The organism is Streptomyces sp. AP-93, assembly GCF_022808175.1.
Taxonomy (GTDB): Bacteria; Actinomycetota; Actinomycetes; order Streptomycetales; family Streptomycetaceae; genus Streptomyces.
This window is the reverse complement of sequence record NZ_JALGBX010000014.1, coordinates 140638-157786: the sequence shown is the minus strand read 5'-3', so window position 1 is coordinate 157786 and position 17149 is coordinate 140638. Positions and strand designations below refer to the sequence as shown.

17 protein-coding genes and 1 tRNA gene are annotated in these 17149 nt (G+C 70.3%); 15 read left to right on the top strand and 3 right to left on the bottom strand.

All coding sequences use genetic code 11. From position 1 onward, the window contains the following. Nucleotides 1–83: 83 nt before the first annotated feature. The 7 genes from MTF69_RS23515 (at nt 84) to MTF69_RS23485 (ending at nt 7379) form a co-directional block, all read left to right on the top strand. Nucleotides 84–584, top strand: a complete 501-nt coding sequence (locus MTF69_RS23515) for a hypothetical protein (RefSeq protein ID WP_243337317.1) — start codon at nt 84–86, stop codon at nt 582–584. Further along, the gene (locus MTF69_RS23510; protein WP_243337478.1) at nt 584–2092 is read left to right on the top strand and encodes a WXG100 family type VII secretion target; all 1509 of its coding nucleotides are present in this window, start codon (nt 584–586) and stop codon (nt 2090–2092) included. The genes MTF69_RS23515 and MTF69_RS23510 overlap by 1 nt, the downstream gene beginning before the upstream one ends. A 51-nt stretch (nt 2093–2143) precedes the next feature. After that, nucleotides 2144–3289, top strand: a complete 1146-nt coding sequence (gene mycP, locus MTF69_RS23505; protein WP_374323617.1) for a type VII secretion-associated serine protease mycosin — start codon at nt 2144–2146, stop codon at nt 3287–3289. Nucleotides 3290–3326: 37 nt separating this feature from the next. After that, complete coding sequence (locus tag MTF69_RS23500) at nt 3327–3752, top strand: hypothetical protein (RefSeq protein ID WP_243337314.1); 426 nt, start codon at nt 3327–3329, stop codon at nt 3750–3752. 16 nt (nt 3753–3768) lie between these two features. Then, entirely contained in the window at nt 3769–6054 is a 2286-nt protein-coding gene (locus tag MTF69_RS23495) for a hypothetical protein (protein ID WP_243337312.1), read from the top strand. 1 nt (nt 6055) lies between these two features. Continuing rightward, nucleotides 6056–6610, top strand: a complete 555-nt coding sequence (locus MTF69_RS23490; RefSeq protein WP_243337310.1) for a hypothetical protein — start codon at nt 6056–6058, stop codon at nt 6608–6610. 82 nt (nt 6611–6692) lie between these two features. After that, on the top strand, nt 6693–7379 hold the full coding sequence (locus MTF69_RS23485; protein WP_243337309.1) for a hypothetical protein: 687 nt from the start codon (nt 6693–6695) through the stop codon (nt 7377–7379). 51 nt (nt 7380–7430) lie between these two features. Here MTF69_RS23485 and MTF69_RS23480 read toward each other — a convergent pair. After that, a tRNA-Cys gene (locus MTF69_RS23480) sits at nt 7431–7505 on the bottom strand. Between the two features lie 203 nt (nt 7506–7708). Between MTF69_RS23480 and MTF69_RS23475 the strand changes: the two genes are divergently transcribed. The 8 genes from MTF69_RS23475 (at nt 7709) to MTF69_RS23440 (ending at nt 16105) form a co-directional block, all read left to right on the top strand. Beyond that, complete coding sequence (locus MTF69_RS23475; RefSeq protein WP_374323614.1) at nt 7709–9166, top strand: MFS transporter; 1458 nt, start codon at nt 7709–7711, stop codon at nt 9164–9166. A gap of 313 nt (nt 9167–9479) precedes the next feature. Continuing rightward, a complete protein-coding gene (locus MTF69_RS23470; protein WP_243337308.1) occupies nt 9480–9680 on the top strand; it encodes a hypothetical protein in 201 nt (66 codons plus the stop codon). Then, on the top strand, nt 9677–10084 hold the full coding sequence (locus tag MTF69_RS23465) for a type II toxin-antitoxin system death-on-curing family toxin (RefSeq protein WP_243337307.1): 408 nt from the start codon (nt 9677–9679) through the stop codon (nt 10082–10084). Before MTF69_RS23470 ends, MTF69_RS23465 begins: the two co-directional genes overlap by 4 nt. Then, the gene (locus MTF69_RS23460) at nt 10081–10257 is read left to right on the top strand and encodes a hypothetical protein (protein WP_243337306.1); all 177 of its coding nucleotides are present in this window, start codon (nt 10081–10083) and stop codon (nt 10255–10257) included. The genes MTF69_RS23465 and MTF69_RS23460 overlap by 4 nt, the downstream gene beginning before the upstream one ends. Beyond that, nucleotides 10254–12038 carry a DEAD/DEAH box helicase gene (locus tag MTF69_RS23455; protein ID WP_243337305.1) on the top strand — a complete coding sequence of 595 codons (1785 nt, stop codon included), beginning with the start codon at nt 10254–10256 and terminating at the stop codon, nt 12036–12038. Before MTF69_RS23460 ends, MTF69_RS23455 begins: the two co-directional genes overlap by 4 nt. 404 nt (nt 12039–12442) lie before the next feature. Further along, entirely contained in the window at nt 12443–13084 is a 642-nt protein-coding gene (locus tag MTF69_RS23450; RefSeq protein ID WP_243337304.1) for an IclR family transcriptional regulator, read from the top strand. 270 nt (nt 13085–13354) lie between these two features. Then, nucleotides 13355–15298 carry a transposase gene (locus MTF69_RS23445; protein ID WP_243337303.1) on the top strand — a complete coding sequence of 648 codons (1944 nt, stop codon included), beginning with the start codon at nt 13355–13357 and terminating at the stop codon, nt 15296–15298. Between the two features lie 9 nt (nt 15299–15307). Then, on the top strand, nt 15308–16105 hold the full coding sequence (locus MTF69_RS23440) for a S16 family serine protease (RefSeq protein WP_243337301.1): 798 nt from the start codon (nt 15308–15310) through the stop codon (nt 16103–16105). 90 nt (nt 16106–16195) lie between these two features. Here the strand turns inward: MTF69_RS23440 and MTF69_RS43785 are convergent, their stop codons facing one another. Beyond that, nucleotides 16196–16417: a hypothetical protein gene (locus MTF69_RS43785; protein WP_374323610.1), complete on the bottom strand. Its 222-nt coding sequence runs from the start codon at nt 16415–16417 to the stop codon at nt 16196–16198. Between the two features lie 438 nt (nt 16418–16855). Continuing rightward, nucleotides 16856–17116 carry a hypothetical protein gene (locus MTF69_RS23430; protein ID WP_308401443.1) on the bottom strand — a complete coding sequence of 87 codons (261 nt, stop codon included), beginning with the start codon at nt 17114–17116 and terminating at the stop codon, nt 16856–16858. Between the last annotated feature and the right edge of the window lie 33 nt (nt 17117–17149).

Here is a 17149-nt window from a genome sequence, read left to right as displayed (position 1 = left end):
GTTTGTGGACACTGGCGACGTGCGTGTGCGAATGCGTGCGAAGCGGGTGTAAACGGGGATGACGGGGAGTCGGGGAGGCCATCGTGGCAGTGGACTATGGGCCGGGCGTGTTCGGAGTGGACTTCGGCGTGGGCGTGGCCTCGCCGGCGGCTCTGGGCGCGCTCCGGATCGAATACGAATCGCTGACGGACTACAAGAAGCGGGTCGACGGTCTGCTGACCAAGCTGGACGGCTCTCCGGCGAGCGACAAGAAACTGGCGGACGGCACCCTCCCGGAGACCTCCCTCGGCGAGGGCTTCGCGGAGGCCAAGCGACTGTTCACGGCTTACTCGAACGTGCACACGCAGCTGCTTGCGCTGTCGAAGGGGCTGGCTGAGCAGATCGAGGGGCTCAGCATCGCGATCCAGACGAGCGGCCGTGGTTTCGAGGGCGTGGACGAGGACACGAAGCGGCGGATGCTGGCGATCAGCAAGCAGGCGGACGCGAACTACGTCCCGGAACGGGACCCGTTGGCGCCGCCGCCCCCGCACAGTTCGGCTTCGCAGTCATCCGGGTCCGGAACGTCGCAGGTGGAGGGTCTCTGATGGCGACGAACTTCGAGAACCACACGCACCAGCAGCTGCTGGCCATGCTCGCCTCGGCCAACGCGGAGACCCTCAAGGCCCGCGGAGCCCAGCTGACGGACGCCGCGGCGATCATCAAGGAGATCGGCGAAAGTCTCAAGGACCACCGGGTGACCGGCTGGGAAGGCGAATCGGCCACGGCCTTCCAGGACTGGGTCAGCCGCACGGGCAACGCGACGCTGCGCCTGAGCGAGTACAGCGCCGAGGGCGGCAAGCAGCTGACGCAGGCCAGTCAGGTCGTCATCGAGGTCAAGGCCAACATGCCGACGTACGACAGCGGGGCCGCGGCCAACCTGGAGGCCGCCCGCGAGTACCGCAACGACCCCGACGCGCAGCAGATCGGCCAGCAGGCACACTCGAAGCTGAGCGGCGACCGGCAGCAGGCGATTCAGCAGATGACGAAGCTGGCGCAGGGGTACGAGGCTTCGGCTACTGGGATGGAGATGGCGGAGGTTCCGACGTTTCCAAAGTTGCCGGATCCGTTCATTCCGCAGGGAGTTTCCACGGACGCCGATACGTCGCGTTCTGGTGGTGCTTCTGGAGGGAGTGGTCAGGGCGCTGTTGGGGGAGGCGGCTCGTCGCCTGCCCCGGCAGCAGTCGGTCCCAGCGGTTCGTCGCATGATTCCGGTTCTGCGTCCAGCCCGCAGCCGTCACCAGGCGGTAGTGGCCTTCCACCGACAGGTTCGACACCGGGCCCCGTTCCGGTACCTCCGGACCGCAGCATTGGCACCGGTCTCGACACCGTCGGCCCAACGCCGAGTACGACCCTTCCCCCTGCCCCTGGGGTGCCCGGAGGCCCGGGTCCGGTCGGACCAGGGGGCGGCGGTCCGGGTGTCCCTCCCGGAGGGTTCGTTCCGCCTCTGACGCTGCCGCCGGGCGGTGGTGTTCAGAAGCCGATCGGTGGAGTCGGCCCTGGCGGCTTCGGTCCTGGGGGGATCCCCAGTCCCGGCGGTATGGGTGGGAAGGGTGGCGGAGCAGGCGGTGTCGCTGGCCTGCCCCCGCGCGACAGTGGGATCTCGGGCGGTCGGCCAGTGACGCCCGGTGGGCCGGGCGCGAGTATTCCCCGAGGGACGGTCATCGGCGGCGAGGGAGGCCAGGCAGCCGGGCGTGGCATGGGCATGGGTGGCGGCCTGGGTATGGGCGGTGGCGGTGCGCATGGCGGTCTCGGCGGCGCCATGGCCGGGCGTCGTCTTGCAACTGAGCCTGGCGGTGTCGTCGGTGGGCGTCAGCCGAATGTGGGTGGTCGCTCAATCTCCGGTGGCCAGCCGTTTACCCAGGGCGGTTCCGGACTGATTCGCGGTGGACCGGGCGCGGGGCCTGCAGGGGGCCCGATGGGGCATGGCGGCGCGGGTGCGCATGCCCCCGGTCGACGTGGCGACGGCCGGCAAGGCGAGCGCCCTGACTACCTGGCCGAGGACGAAGAAACGTGGCAGGGCGACCGTAACGTCGTTCCGCCGGTGATCGACTGAGTGGAGCGGACGTTGCACGGGATGGCAAAGCGTAGGGCGACCGCGGCTCTGGTGGGTCTGCTGCTGGCCGGGGTTGCTGCGACCCCAGCTCACGCGGAGACCATCCGGTCGCGACAGTGGCATCTCACGTCGATGAAGGCTGACGACATTTGGAAGACCAGCACGGGCAAGGGCGTCACGGTCGCGCTCATCGACAGCGGTGTAGACCGTATCCCTGAACTGGAAGGGCAAGTGGTCCCCGGAAAGGACTTCGCGACGTCGTACGACGGTGACGAGCGGACGGACTGGGATAAGCACGGAACCACCATGGCGGCGCTTATTGCTGCCACAGGGAACCACCCGAGTGGGGACGGGGCATTCGGGCTCGCGCCCGGGGCCAAGATTCTCCCGATTCGTGTTCCCGGGAACGTTGACGTGAAAAACGCGGCCTGGACTTCTGCGATCCGCTATGCAGCCGACACAGAAGCGAAGATCATCAATATTTCGCTGGCTTCGGGTGATGAAGATCCGGAACGCCTTGCTGCGGTGAAATATGCCCTGTCTAAGGGAAAGTTGATCTTTGCTGGCGTCGGTAATCGCGGAGACGGGTCGAATGATGTTCTCTACCCAGCCGCGACGCCAGGAGTGGTGGGGGTCGGTGCCGTCGACAAGGGCGGCAAGGCGACGGCCGAGTCGCAGCACGGTTCTCAGGTGGATCTGACTGCGCCTGGAGCGGACATCGTCACAGCTTGTGGCGGCAAGACCGGCCTGTGCACAAGCCACGGCACGAGCGACGCCACCGCCCTCGCCTCCGCCTCTGCCGCGCTGATCTGGTCCGCCCACCCAGACTGGACCAACAACCAGGTGCTCCGGGTCCTCATCAACACGGCAGGCAAGCCCGTCGACGGCGCCGCGCGCAGCGACTTCGTCGGCTACGGCGTCGTCCGCCCCCGCATCGCGGTACCCAATCCCGGCGACCCCGGCCCCGCGGACGTCTACCCGCTCCCCGACCTGGCCGCAGCCGGCGGCGGGACGGGGACGAAGGCCCCCTCGGCGCCTACCTCCGCCTCCCCCTCCGGCCAGGCGGACCCCGCTCCCCAGGCCGAGGCCAAGGCGGAGGACAGCGGTGCCCTCCCCTGGCTCGCGCTCGGCCTCGGTGCCTGCGTGCTCATCGGCGGAGCCGTCAGCGCCGTTGCCCTCAGGCGCCGGCGCCGCTGAACCGCACACCACCAGAGACGGAAGAGAAGGCCACGGCATGTCGTTCGACGAGGAATGGTCCACGGCCCGGAACGCTGCGTCCGCCAACGTCTCCACGCGGCTCAACAGCGTCCCGGCCGCGCCCGGCCCCGGCGGCGGCAGTGCCGATCTGGAGCTCGACCAGGACCACATCGGCGAGGTCGGCTCCGAGGCGTACAAGCTCCACACCCGGCTCTCCACCGACGGCAAGCACGCCGCCGCCTCCACCGTCGAGGCGGCCGGCGCGCTCACGCGCGAGGGCTTCGCGAGTGGGGCGGCCCTGCTCAAGGTCAACACCCGCTGGGAGAGGCAGCTCAAGACCCTCGTCGCCGCCTGCGCGAACATCTCCAACGGCCTGAACTACTCCCTCACCTCGCACAGCAAGGAAGAGCAGCAGTTGCACGCCGATTTCACGGCCTCCAAGATCGACCAGCTCCTCAAGTAGTGAAGGCGGCGGACACGTGCCGACGTACGAGAACGTGATGAACGCGCCCCTGGGCCCGCTCCAGACCGCGATCACCGACTGGGCCGCGATGGTCAAGAAGCTGGACGAGCTGGCGGAGTCGGCCCGCAACGGGATGAAGGCCAAGTCGGACACGGCCCAGTGGAACGGCGTCACCGCGGGCGTCGCCCGCCCGCTCGTCGACAAAACGGCCAAGGAGTTCGACGACGCGGCCCGCGAGGCCAAGGGCATCCACCTCCTGCTCAGCGACGGCCACTCCACCCTCAAGGCGGTCCAGGAGCAGATCAAGAAGCTGGTCGCGGACGCCCCGGCCGCCGGCTTTCGGATAGACGAGAGCGGGCGGGTGTCCGCCATCCCGCTGGCCGATGCGCAGGACCGTTACGCCGCCCAGCACGATCCGGACTACCAGGCATCGCTCCGCAAGAATCAGGGCCTGTGGCAGGACCGGGTCGACCGGGCCGTCGAGGACGCCCAGGACGCGGACGACTCCCTCGTCCGCGCGCTCCAGGCCAATGTCACGGACGACAACAACTTCACCGCGCCGAAGTACGGCACGCTCGACGCTGAACAGGCGGATCGGGCGGCCGCGTTGATGAAGCAGGTCGCGGGCGCAGGCGGCACGGCCCGCCACCCCGAGGCGCTGCGCGAGCTGGAGGACCTGCTCGACGACAACCGGGAGGATCCCGAGTTCGCGACGGGCTTCTACCGGACGGTGGGCGCCGAAGGCACGCTGGAGATGTACGCCACCATGTCCCTGGACGCCACGAGTCTCGGCGTCGCGGGCAGGGACCGTGCGCTGATAGTCGCGAACATCCAGAGCGACATGGGGGCGATGCTCGGCCTGGCCACGCACAAGGACGTGCCGAACCACCTCGACGCCGCGTGGACGACCCAGCTGATGAAGGCCGGCCGCAAGGAGATGCAGGTCACCGGCGGTGTGACGACGATCTACGGCTATCAGGCGCTCGGTGCGCTGATCCGCGAGGGCACGTACGACAAGGAGTTCCTGACCTCGGTCGGCCGTGACATGGTCGCCATGGACCGCAAGGATCCGAAGGCCTGGGAGTACCACACCCCGTACGGCCTCGACTCGGTCCTCAACCAGGGCGAGGGCGGCGGCCGGGGCTTCTACCCGCTGACGGGCCTGATGGAGGCGCTGGGCAACAACCCGGACGCGGCGACGGCCTTCTTCAACGAGCCGGTCCGTGAGGACTCGAACGGCGACGGCATCGTCACCAAGGACGACGAGCCGGTCGGCGGTCAGCACGGCAAGGATCAGGGCATGGTCGACTACATGCTCGACAAGAAGCCGTACGCGGACGGCTTCGACATGGCGAAGGCGGGCGACCCGCACGCGGCGCAAGAGGCGCTGGGCGGCGCCCTGGAAGCGGCGGTGTCGGGCCGCGCGGCGGGCGACGAGGACGCGAAGCCCGTACCGCACACCGGCCCGATGACGGACGTCATGGAACGGGTCGTCGAGAAGATCAGCGACAACCCGGAACTCGTGGCCAAGCCGACTGCCGACGAGCCGACCGCGCTGGGCGGCCTGTCCGGCAACTTCGGACGCATGGCCGCCGAGTACATGCCCGACCTGCAGGCAACCGCCGCGAACAGTACGCAGGAGATCAAGACCTTCGGCGAGCAGGCCGACTTCAAGAAGTCCGACATGGCGCGGTTCTTGGGGGTGGTGGCTCAGGATCCCGAGGCGTACGGCGTGATCACCACCGCTCAGCAGACCCACACGACAGCCTTGGTCAGCGACGTCATCGCGCACCGCGCCGACCATTCGCAACTGGATACCGCGATCGCCAATGCCGTCAATCCGGGTGGGCAGATCGCGGGCATGCTTTCCGAGGCCAGGGCGCAGGGCACTTATGGCGCTGCCGCCCATGCGAACGAAGAGTACGTGAAGGGTGTCGAGGACAGCGCCAAGTGGGTCAACCGCGGTATCACCATGGCCGGTGGGAAATACCTGGAGTTGGTCCCACTGGCAGGGGACGTCGTCGAATGGCTTCAGGAGGACATCACCGAGGCCATCGTCGACAGCGCGAAGGAAGATGTGGCGGAGAAGACGGGAAAGACCGAGAAGGGGGTCATGGCCAACTACGCGGATGCGGAGGCGTCGGCCAGCAAGGCGGCGGCGGCTGCCGTCGCGAATGCGGCCAGGGGCTCGGACATGACGGCCACGGACATCGACGACCTCAAGCTGGGTGCGTCGAGGGAAACCGGGACCGCGCATTCGACGGGCCGGAATCTCATGGCTTCCGGTAAGGCGGGTTCCTGATATGGCGCTCAAGTCGTCCCCCGGCTTCGGCGCGAGCGCGATCACCGCGGTCCTGGTCCTGGTCCTGTCCGCATGCTCAGGCCAGACCGGGCCGGGGGCGGCACCGCTGCCGGACCGTGTCTGCTGGGGCATGGGCGCTTTCGCGGGCAAGGACGTGGCCCGGACGGCCGGCAACGGAAACAAGGTCCGGGACGATTCGCCGGCCGTGTTCGCTCTGCCCCAAAACGACAAGGGGACCTCGTGTCACCTCTACGTCGATGGGGACACCCGTTTCAGCGCCCGTGCCTCGCGGATTTCGGTGGAGCAGAACTTCCATTGGCCCAGCTGGGAGAAGGAGAATCCCGACAGGATCAAGATCGGCAGCGGCGGGATCGTCTGGAACAGCGGCGCGGCGATTTCCTTCACGTGCAAGAGCCCCGAGGGTGCTTTCAAGGTGGAGCTCGTCCTTACCAGCGGCTCCGGGGTGGGCAAGCCGGAGAATCCGCGCGCCTATTTCACCGAGATGATGGAGCCGTACTACCAATTCGCCACGAAGCAGTTGCGCTGCGCCGCGTAACGCGCATCGGCCGGAAGGCTGCGAGGAGACGGCGAAGGCCGCCAGGGGAGCGCCTTCCCTGACTACGAAGAGGAACACCCCGATGCCGCACACTGCCCGGCCCACCCGCACCGCCCGCGTTGCGGCACTCGCGGCACTCGCGGTGCTCGCAGCGACGATCGCGGGATGCGGCTCGTCGGACCCCGAGCCGAAGCCGTCCCGTTCTGCGAAGCAGCGTCCGGAAGCGGAGCCTACGGAGGCCTGCCCCGGGTTGATCAACGGTGCTGCCGCTGAGGCGCTGATGAACGTGCTGCAGGCCTCGCAGCTGCTCAACGACGCCGCGCAGGCCGTGGGTGTCTCGGCGATGGGCAAGACTCTGGAGGAGGCGTACCACGCCGGGCCCGGACCCCGGCAGTTCACCGCGCCCGTGTGCCGGGTTACCGGAACCGTGGGCCAGGGGAAGCGGGCGGGGGAGATCCGCATCGCCGCCGGGAGTCCGGCTCCCGGGAACCCGGAAGCTGACGGAACGGGGGTCCAGGTGATGAGTGCGGACAAGGAGCGTGGCGTGTCCTTCGACTGCGTGAGCACCCGTGTCGGCTCCACGCACGCAGTGCCGCTGAGGATCACCGCCTGGTACCAGGACGAGTACCGGAACAGCAAGGGCGACGCCGCCCTGGGTGAGGACTACGTGGTCCTTGCCCATTCCGCGGCGCTCGCGATGGCCAAGGCGACGGGATGCGAGAACAGCGGCGGGCTGCCGGCTCGGGCCGCAGACCTCCCGAAGCCCTGACGCACGAGCAAGAAGAAGGCCGCTCAGGAACATCCTGAGCGGCCTTCGCCGTGGAAGCCGTGACCGGAATCGAACCGGCGTAACTCGCTTTGCAGGCGAGTCCCTCAACCACTCGGGCACACGGCTGGGTTGTGGTGATGGGTATGACCGTACGAGGGGGCGGGAGGGTGGGGAAGGGATCTGCGGGGCGTGCAATGCGACTGCCATGCCGCGTTCACAGAGGGAGGCGGGAGGGGGCGGGGAGGACCTTTGGCCTAGGGCTGGAGGAGGGGTTGGGATCCGTCGGAATGACAGGGTCGAAAGAGCAGTACGGGCCTTACTCTGGGGCGATGAGCGTCCTCCCGCAGCGAGCTGCTGCACCAGCCGCACCGATGCCCGACCACCCGAAGGGCGGGATCCTCGGGCCCGCGTACCGGACGCTCAGCATCGGGATCATCTCCGTCATCTTTCTGATCGCCTTCGAGGCCACCGCCGTCGGGACCGCCATGCCCGTGGCCGCCCGGGAGCTGGACGGGATCGGGCTGTACGCCTTCGCCTTCTCCGCCTACTTCACGACCAGCCTCTTCGGGATGGTGCTCTCCGGGCAGTGGGCCGACCGGCAGGGGCCGCTGCGGCCGCTGACCGTGGGGATCGCGTCCTTCGCCGCCGGGCTGGTGTGTTCCGGGACCGCCGGGACGATGTGGATGTTCGTGCTCGGGCGGGCCGTGCAGGGGTTCGGGGGCGGGCTGGTCATCGTCGCGCTGTACGTGGTGGTCAGCCGGGCCTACGAGGAGCGGCTGCGGCCCGCGATCATGGCGGCCTTCGCGGCGAGCTGGGTCGTGCCCTCGATCGTCGGACCGCTGGCCGCGGGCACGGTGACCGAACACCTCGGGTGGCGCTGGGTCTTCCTCGGGATCCCCGCGCTGGTCTTCGTACCGTTGGCCGTGGCGCTGCCCGCGATACGGCGGAGCGCCTCCGGGCCGGTGGACCCCGAGGCTCCGCCCGTGGCGTTCGACCGGCGGCGGATCCGGCTCGCGCTCGGGATCTCGGCCGGTGCGGGGCTGCTGCAGTACGCCGCGCAGGATCTGAAGTGGCTGTCGCTGCTGCCGGGGATCGCGGGGGCGGCCCTGCTGGTGCCCGCCGTGCTGGGGCTGCTGCCGCGCGGGACCTACCGGGCACGGCGCGGACTGCCGTCGGTGGTGCTGCTGCGGGGCGTGGCGGCGGGGTCGTTCATCGCGGCGGAGAGCTTCGTACCGCTGATGCTGGTCACCCAACGGGGGCTGAGCCCGACGCTGGCCGGATTCTCGCTCGCGCTGGGCGGGGTGACGTGGGCGGCCGGCTCGTGGGTGCAGTCGCAGGGGCGGGTGGAGCCGTACCGGGAACGGCTGATCGTGCTCGGCATGATCATGGTCGCGGCGGCGATCGCCGGGGTGCCGGCGGTGCTCGTGGAATGGGTGCCGGTGTGGATCCTGGCGCTGGTGTGGGCGTTGGGGTGCCTGGGGATGGGGCTCGTCATCGGCTCCACGAGCGTGCTGCTGCTGAAGCTGTCGGCGCCGGAGGAGGCGGGGGCGAACTCCGCGTCGCTGCAGATTTCTGATGCGCTGGCGAATGTGGTGCTGCTGGCTGCCGGGGGTGCGGCGTTTGCTGCGCTGGGCGGGGGAGCGGTGGGTGCGGCGCACTCCGTGGCGGAGGGGGCCGGGGCTTCGCACCCCGGTGCGTTCGTGGTGGTGTTCCTGCCGATGGCCTGCGTGGCCTTGGTGGGGGCGTGGGTTGCCACCCGGCTGGACGTGGAGCCCCGGCGGGGCTGAGGGGGGTGGCCGGAGCCCCTCGTCCGGCGCGGCGCCGTTGCCGGGGGCGCTGCCCCCGGACCCCCGCTCCTCAAACGCCGGAGGGGCTGGATTTTGGCCGGCGTCGGCCCGTATGCGCGGCTCCAACGCCGACGCGGCCGGAGGGGTGATGAGGCCGGAGGGTGATGAGGCCGGGGGGTGACGAGGCCGGAGGGTGACCAGGCCGGAGGGCGACGAGGCCGGAGGGTGATGAGGCCGGAGGGTGACCAGGCCGGAGGGTGACGAGGCCGGAAATCGGGCGCACGCCCGGAGTGGTGCTGGCTAGCATCCGGGGATGAGTGAGCTGATCATCGTCATGCCCGACGCCGAGCGGGCGGAGTTGGCCGATCTGGCCGATGCCACCGGGCAGAGCGTCGAGGAGGCCGTGCTGGCCGCCGTGCGGGGCTGGGTGCGGGGGGAGCGGGAGCGGGCCGGAAGTGAGGCGTTGCGGTTGGCCGGGCGGCACGCCGGGCTGCTGAGGAGGCTCGGGGAATGAGCGCCCGCAACCCGACCCGCCACCTCACCCTCGCAGAGGTTCTCGACCTCGCGCGGCACGCCTGCCTCGCCCAGGACCAGCCCGTCGAGCTGCGCGCCCCCGGGCTGCTGGAGTCGGCCGTGCACCGGCCCAGGGCTCGGATGTTCGGTATGGCGGCGTACGAGGACGTGTTCGAGCAGGCGGCCGCCCTGTTGCACGCGATCGCGACGAACCATCCGCTCGTCGACGGGAACAAGCGCACGGCCTGGCTCGCCGCCGCCACCTTCCTCGCGCTCAACGGCGTCGATCTCGGTGATGCCGGTCAGGACGCTGCGTACGGCCTGGTCATCGACGTGGCGGCGGGGAACGAGGAGGACATCGGGCGGATCGCGGAGCGGCTGCGCGCGCTGAACCGGCGAATGTGACGCTCGCCGCACGCGCCGAGGTCACGGGCCTGTCCCTCCGCGAGGGGTGGGCCCGGGCCGGTAAGGTGGCCCGGTTGTCCTACGTACGACTGCCCGTACCGCTGGCCGTACCGATGCCCGGAATGCACGCCCGGAACGGATACGCCGCCGAGAGCCCGAACCGGAGACCGTGACTACTACCGCCTCCCACCACCTCTCACCCGCCTTCCCCGGCCGCGCGCCGTGGGGTACCGCCAGCGCCCTGCGAGCTTGGCAGCAGGGTGCGCTGGACCGGTACCTGGAGACCCAGCCGCGCGACTTCCTCGCCGTCGCGACCCCCGGCGCCGGAAAGACCACCTTCGCCCTGACGCTCGCCTCCTGGCTGCTGCACCACCACGTGGTGCAGCAGGTGACCGTCGTCGCGCCGACCGAGCACCTGAAGAAGCAGTGGGCGGAAGCGGCCGCCCGGATAGGGATCCGGCTCGACCCGGAGTACTCCGCCGGCCCGCTCAGCAAGGACTACCACGGGGTCGCCGTCACGTACGCGGGTGTGGGCGTGCGCCCGATGCTGCACCGCAACCGGTGCGAGCAGCGCAAGACCCTGGTGATCCTCGACGAGATCCACCACGCCGGTGACTCGAAGTCCTGGGGTGAGGCCTGCCTCGAGGCCTTCGACCCGGCGACCCGGCGGCTCGCCCTCACCGGTACGCCGTTCCGGTCCGACACGAATCCCATTCCCTTCGTGGCCTACGAGGAAGGGAACGACGGAATTCGGCGGTCCTCCGCCGATTACACGTACGGCTACGGCAACGCCCTGGGCGACGGGGTCGTGCGGCCCGTCATTTTCCTTTCCTACAGCGGCAACATGCGCTGGCGCACCAAGGCGGGCGACGAGATCGCCGCGCGCCTCGGCGAGCCGATGACCAAGGACGCCATCTCGCAGGCCTGGCGCACGGCGCTCGACGCGCGCGGCGACTGGATGCCGAACGTGCTGCGCGCCGCCGACCAGCGGCTGACCGAGGTCAGGAAGGGCATCCCCGACGCGGGCGGGCTGGTCATCGCCGCCGACCAGGACTCCGCGCGCGCCTACGCCAAGCTGATCCGGGAGATCACGGGGAGCAAGGCCACCGTCGTGCTGTCCGACGACACCGGGGCCTCGAAGCGGATCGACGAGTTCGCCGCGAGCAACGACCGGTGGATGGTCGCCGTCCGCATGGTGTCCGAGGGCGTCGACGTACCGCGCCTCGCGGTCGGCGTGTACGCCACCACCATCTCGACCCCGCTGTTCTTCGCGCAGGCCGTCGGCCGCTTCGTGCGCTCGCGCCGGCGCGGCGAGACGGCCTCGGTGTTCCTGCCGACCATCCCCTACCTGCTGGGCTTCGCCAACGAGATGGAAGTCGAGCGCGACCACGTCCTCGACAAGCCGAAGAAGCAGGGCGAGGAAGACCCGTACGCCGACTCCGAGAAGGAGATGGAGGAGGCGAACAAGCAGGAGGACGAGGACACCGGCGACGAGGAGCAGATGTCCTTCGAGGCGCTGGAGTCCGACGCCGTCTTCGACCGGGTGCTCTACGACGGCGCCGAATTCGGCATGCAGGCACACCCGGGCAGCGAAGAGGAGCAGGACTACCTCGGCATCCCCGGGCTGCTGGAGCCCGACCAGGTGCAGATGCTGCTCCAGAAGCGGCAGTCACGGCAGATCGCGCACAGCAGGCGCAAGCCGGACTCGGAGGCTGACCTGCTGGAGCTGCCGGCCGACCGTCGGCCGGTGGTCTCGCACAAGGAACTGCTGGAGCTGCGGAAGTCGCTGAACACGATGGTGGGCGCCTACGTCCACCAGAGCGGCAAACCGCACGGGGTGCTCCACACCGAACTGCGCCGCGTGTGCGGCGGACCGCCGAGCGCGGAAGCCACGGCGGGACAGCTGCGCGAGCGGATCAAGAAGGTCCAGGAGTGGGCCACCCGGATGCGGTGAATTCCTACGGAATCCGGCGCGGGGGGCGGGGGGAGTTTCGTACGGTCCCCGCCCGCCCGGGCCGCCGTAGGGGTGTCGCCGCACCCGTGGTGGGAGGCCCTGCGGGGCCTTATGCGGCCGTGCGCAGACATGAGCCGCAGTCAGGGGCCGAAGGTCACGAATCGACAGCGATGTGCGTTTTCAACCGGCATAAAACGGCAGTAGGCGCCCGGATTCTGGACGAGCCCTTCCGCTGAGCGAACCCGCTCGCTACTGTCCCCGCATCGAACGCCCCGTGGCAGCGCCGCCGCGGGAGCGCAGCCGGTGCCATGGCCGCTACCGGCGGCCTCTCCGTGCGTCGCCGAGGGACCGGCGGCGCTATCCCCAGAGAGTCACCGCCGCCCACCGAAAGAGGGAGAGGCGTCGTGACCGCGGAAACCTCCCAGACTCTCGACCGAGGACTCCGAGTTCTCAAACTGCTCGCCGACACCGACCACGGTCTGACCGTCACCGAGCTCTCCAACCGCCTCGGTGTGAACCGCACCGTGGTCTACCGCCTCCTGGCCACCCTCGAACAGCACGCCCTGGTCCGCCGTGACCTCGGCGGCCGCGCCCGCGTCGGGCTCGGAGTGCTGCGCCTGGGCCGCCAGGTGCACCCGCTCGTGCGCGAGGCGGCGCTGCCCGCGCTGCGCTCCCTCGCCGAGGACATAGGCGCCACCGCGCACCTGACCCTCGTGGACGGAACCGAAGCGCTCGCCGTGGCGGTCGTCGAGCCGACCTGGACCGACTACCACGTCGCCTACCGGCCCGGCTTCCGCCATCCGCTGGACCGCGGGGCAGCCGGCCGGGCCATCCTGGCCGCCCGCCTGGGCACGCTCATCGAGCCCGGGTACACGCTCACCCACGGGGAGCTCGAAGCGGGCGCCAGCGGCGCGGCGGCGCCCCTCGTGGGCATCACCGGGCTGGAGGGCAGCGTGGGCGTCGTCATGCTGGCCGACGCAGTGCCCGAGCGGGTCGGCCCGCGCGTGGTGGACGCCGCCCGCGAGGTGGCCGACGCCCTGCGCTAGCACCGGGCACACCAGCAGTCCGTCAGGACACCGAGCCGCGTCCCCGCCAGCCGGGGGCGCGGCTCGACCGGTTGCCGGGTGGCCGCGATAAGGGGTGTTCCGCCTGGTTGCGGGGAAGACCGTGATCTCAACACCCGCATGGCGTATCGTAGGGTAATCGAAGCGTGACGGGGGGTGACGAGTGTGCGGACTGCCCAGCCACAGCGGACGTTCCGGGGGAAGAATAGGGCTCCGAAGTGGAAGAAGCCCGATGACGGGCAGGTGTCGGTGATGGTGCTGCCGCTGGCCGTCACCGACCCTGCCGAACTGGCCCGACTGGAGAAGCTGTTCGGCGCGATGTGGAACATCAAGCGCGCCGCGCAGCGGGACGCCCGCGCCAAGGCCGATGCCTACTGGGCCGCCGAGCACGAGCGCGCTCGCGACGGGGCCAAGACGGTCCGGCAGCGCCTCGGACTGTCCCGTGAGGCCCTGGAGCGGTGCGCGTACAAGCACCTCGAAGACTCCGGGCACCTCAAGCACCACGCCTCGAAGGCCCTGGCCATGCACATGGCCGACGAGGTATGGAACGGCGTCCAGCGGCACCTGTTCGCCGACGCCACCGGCAAGCGGCACGGCCCTCCCAAGACGGGCCGCTGGTACGACTTCACCCGCATCCCCGGCCGCGCCCGCTCCCACACCACCGACCGAAAGTGGGAGACCTTCCGCCTCGTCGGAACCCTCTACGGCCACGTGATGGCCTACACCGGCGGCGGCCGGCACACCGTCCAGCAACCGCGCCGGATGCGAGTGCCGGCCGCGCCGTCAGGCGTCGTTCTCACGGGCGAGACCACTACGTCGGGGAAGCCCGGCACGCGGAAGGCGACATGGTGGGATCACACCGGCCCGCTCGCCGTGGTGTTCGCGGGCGGCCCCGACTCCGGCCGGGGTGACCTCGGGCTGCCCGTGCGTATCCCGCAGCAGCCCGGACAGTGGGCGCGGGCCGAATACTTCCTGTCGAATCCCGGCCGCTGGCACAAGGTCGATCTCGTACGACGTCGCAAGGCGTCCGCTCCAGGCGGTTGGGTGTACGAGGCGCACCTGATGATCCTCGGCCCCGGCTACACCGCTCCCGCCGTACGACAGCTGCGCAAGCAGGCCGCCGCCCTGGACCGGATCGGCGGGGTCGACGGCAACGTCTCCAACATCTCGATCGTCTCCTTCCCCGCCAGCCTGGAACCTGCCGAGGGTGCCCCGGCCTCCACCGAGATCACCCTCAGCCCCCAGGAGCGTGCGCTTCTGGAGCGGGAGGCGAAGAAGCGGCGCGGCCGTGCGAGGGCGCTGGAGCGTTCCCGCCGGGCGACGAACACCGCGCAGTACGGACTGTCGAAGAAGCAGGCTCGGCGGGCGGAGCAGCGGGCGGCCAAGGGTCTGACACCCAAGGCTGTCACCTTGCCCGGCGGTGCCCGCGCCGCACGCGTCGATGGCGTGCCCAAGCAGGCGTTCCGCCGAGACCGGCTCTCCACCGGCTACCGGGAGCTGCGCGCCCGCCAGGCCGAAGCCGCCGCCAGTAGCGCGGAGCACCGACGCCATCGCGCCCGCACGGTCGCCCGGCAGATCATCGCGGCCCACGGGCCCGTGCTCGTGGTCGAGGACTGCGACATCCGCACCTGGTACCGGCTGTGGGGCAAGCGCCTGTCCCAGACCACGCCTGGACTGCTCATCGCCGCCCTTGGGCGCGAATGCACGGCTGCGGGCGGGCGTCTCGTGCGGGCCTCCACCTGGTCCACCGCGCTGTCGCAGCACTGCCTGTGCGGAGAGAGGGTCAACAAGTCGCTGCGGGACCGGGAACACAGGTGCATCGCGTGCGGCCTGGTCGGCAAGCGCGACATGGTGTCCGCCGCCCTGGCGGCGTTCGTCCGCTTCACCGACGTGGACGACCCCACCACCGCGTACCTGGACACCACCGCATCCCGGCACGCACAGATCACCTTCAACGAAGGGCTGGAAGAAGCCCTGCGGGAGTCAACCACACCGTGCCAGAACACCCCTCGGGGCGCTGGCCGCGTGGCAGTCCCACGGCAACGCCGTGGAACCTCTGCTCCCCGAACCGCCGGACAGCGGTCCCGAGCGACCCCGGATGAGACACGCCCTGCGCGTGACCAAGCCGGAAAGCCCGGACACCGCCCCGGCCGCGACCCGCAGCTCACCCTTTGTGAATTACGGATCAAGTCTTAGATTGGCCCGGTGCTCTCTCGCCTCACACGTCTGCCGCGTCCCGCCGCCCTCGCCGTCTGCGCCGTGCCCGTGCTCGCGCTGTTCGCCGTCGCGGCCTTCGCCCCGCTGCCCTTCGTGATCGCGCAGCCGGGCCTCACGGCCGACGTGCTCGGCTCCCGTGACGGCAAGCAGGTCATCTCCATCACCGGGGCCCCCACCCGCGCGACCACCGGGCAGCTGCGGATGACCACCATCCAGGCCACCGGCCCCTCCACCTCCGTCACCCTGCCCGCGCTGGTCGGGGACTGGTTCGACACCAACCGGGCGGTCATGCCGAGGGAGTCGGTGTACCCCTCGGGCGGAAGCGACAAGGAGATCGAGAAGCACAACATGGAGGAGATGACCAAGTCGCAGGACACGGCCTCCGAGGCCGCCCTCGGCTACCTCCACAAGGACCCCAAGGACGTGAAGGTCGAGCTGAACCTCGCCGACGTCGGCGGTCCGAGCGCCGGACTGCTCTTCTCGCTGGGCATCGTCGACAAACTCGACGGGAACGGCAGCGGCGGCGATCTCACCGGCGGCAAGACCATCGCCGGTACGGGCACCATCACCGCGGCCGGCGAGGTCGGCGCGGTCGGCGGGGTGGCCCTGAAGACTCAGGCCGCGCGGCGCGACGGGGCGAGCGTGTTCCTCGTACCGGCGGCGGAGTGCTCGGACGCCGAGTCCGAACTCCCCGAGGGGCTCCGGCTGGTCCCCGTCACTTCGCTGACGGATGCGGTGAACGCGCTGCGGGCTCTGCAGAAGGGCGAACCGGCTCCGTCCTGCTGAGCCGGGACGCGGGCGGCGCCTCCATGCTCCGCCAGGACCGGAACACCAGCGGGGAGAGCGTGACGAGGAAGTACGCGCCGCCGAACGCCATCAGCGCCCGCGTACCTCGCAGCCGGCCGTGGTCACGCCCGCGACCCGGCTGCGCAGGGCGTCGGGGACCTTCTCCATCATCACGGTGGTCAGGATCGGGTTGAGCACGCCCGCACCCAGCCCGGACAGCGCCATCGTCACCGCGAGCGGCAGCGGGGTGTCGGTGAAGGCGGCGACCACGAAGCGCGGTGCCCCGCACAGGAGGAACGCCGCGGCGAACACGGTCCTACGGGAGAAGCGCTCGCCCCAGGGCCGCGTGCAGTCGGTCGATTGGCCTGGGTTTCGTGGGTGATCCGCTGATCCGTTGATCGCACCTTCGGCCGTGTCCTGGCGGCTGGGCCGTCGTTGTACGGGTCAGAACGGCCTGCCGCTTGGAGGTGGGCCCATGAGAATCCGCCCCGTGCCCAGGAAGCGACGCGGGGTCCCCGCCCCGCCCGGGTCCATACCGGGCGGAAAGCGTCCGGCGGGGCGGTTGCTGTAGCCACCGAATCGCCGCACCCAGCGGCGGCACAGGCGGCAGGCACCGCACGCGATGAGCACCCGTACCGCATCCAGCGGCAGCGGCACGCGGCACACCGCAGGCGTCCACACCCTGCCCGGCACCACACGCCGCCTTCCGGGCAGACCCTGAAACCCAGGCCCACCCAGGAAAACCTAAGCTCATCCGAGACGCTCCGTAGAGCAGGGCCCCAGCAGTGCGAACCCGCCGAAGAGGGCGATCAGCAGGCCGAGCGCGGTGGCTCCGCCGAGGGCCTCGCGGCCGTGCACGGGCAGCAGGACCGAGGCCCAGCCCTGGTCGATGCCGTTGGTCATCATCACCATCACCGTGATGCCCAGCAGCAGCCGGGCCCGGGTCAGGAACCGCCGGCCCTCGGCGAGTTCGGCCCGGTAGCCGGCCAGCGACACCTTCCCAAGCGGCACGCTGCGGCTCGGCGACCGCTGCCCGTGGTCTGG

Excerpts from the sequence above, each read along its gene's own strand:
- MTF69_RS23510 (WP_243337478.1), top strand. The coding sequence starts at position 584 with ATGGCGACGAACTTCGAGAACCACACGCACCAGCAGCTGCTGGCCATG.
- MTF69_RS23500 (WP_243337314.1), top strand. The coding sequence starts at position 3,327 with ATGTCGTTCGACGAGGAATGGTCCACGGCCCGGAACGCTGCGTCCGCC.
- MTF69_RS23490 (WP_243337310.1), top strand. The coding sequence starts at position 6,056 with ATGGCGCTCAAGTCGTCCCCCGGCTTCGGCGCGAGCGCGATCACCGCG.
- MTF69_RS23485 (WP_243337309.1), top strand. The coding sequence starts at position 6,693 with ATGCCGCACACTGCCCGGCCCACCCGCACCGCCCGCGTTGCGGCACTC.
- MTF69_RS23475 (WP_374323614.1), top strand. The coding sequence starts at position 7,709 with ATGAGCGTCCTCCCGCAGCGAGCTGCTGCACCAGCCGCACCGATGCCC.
- MTF69_RS23470 (WP_243337308.1), top strand. The coding sequence starts at position 9,480 with ATGAGTGAGCTGATCATCGTCATGCCCGACGCCGAGCGGGCGGAGTTG.
- MTF69_RS23465 (WP_243337307.1), top strand. The coding sequence starts at position 9,677 with ATGAGCGCCCGCAACCCGACCCGCCACCTCACCCTCGCAGAGGTTCTC.
- MTF69_RS23445 (WP_243337303.1), top strand. The coding sequence starts at position 13,355 with ATGGTGCTGCCGCTGGCCGTCACCGACCCTGCCGAACTGGCCCGACTG.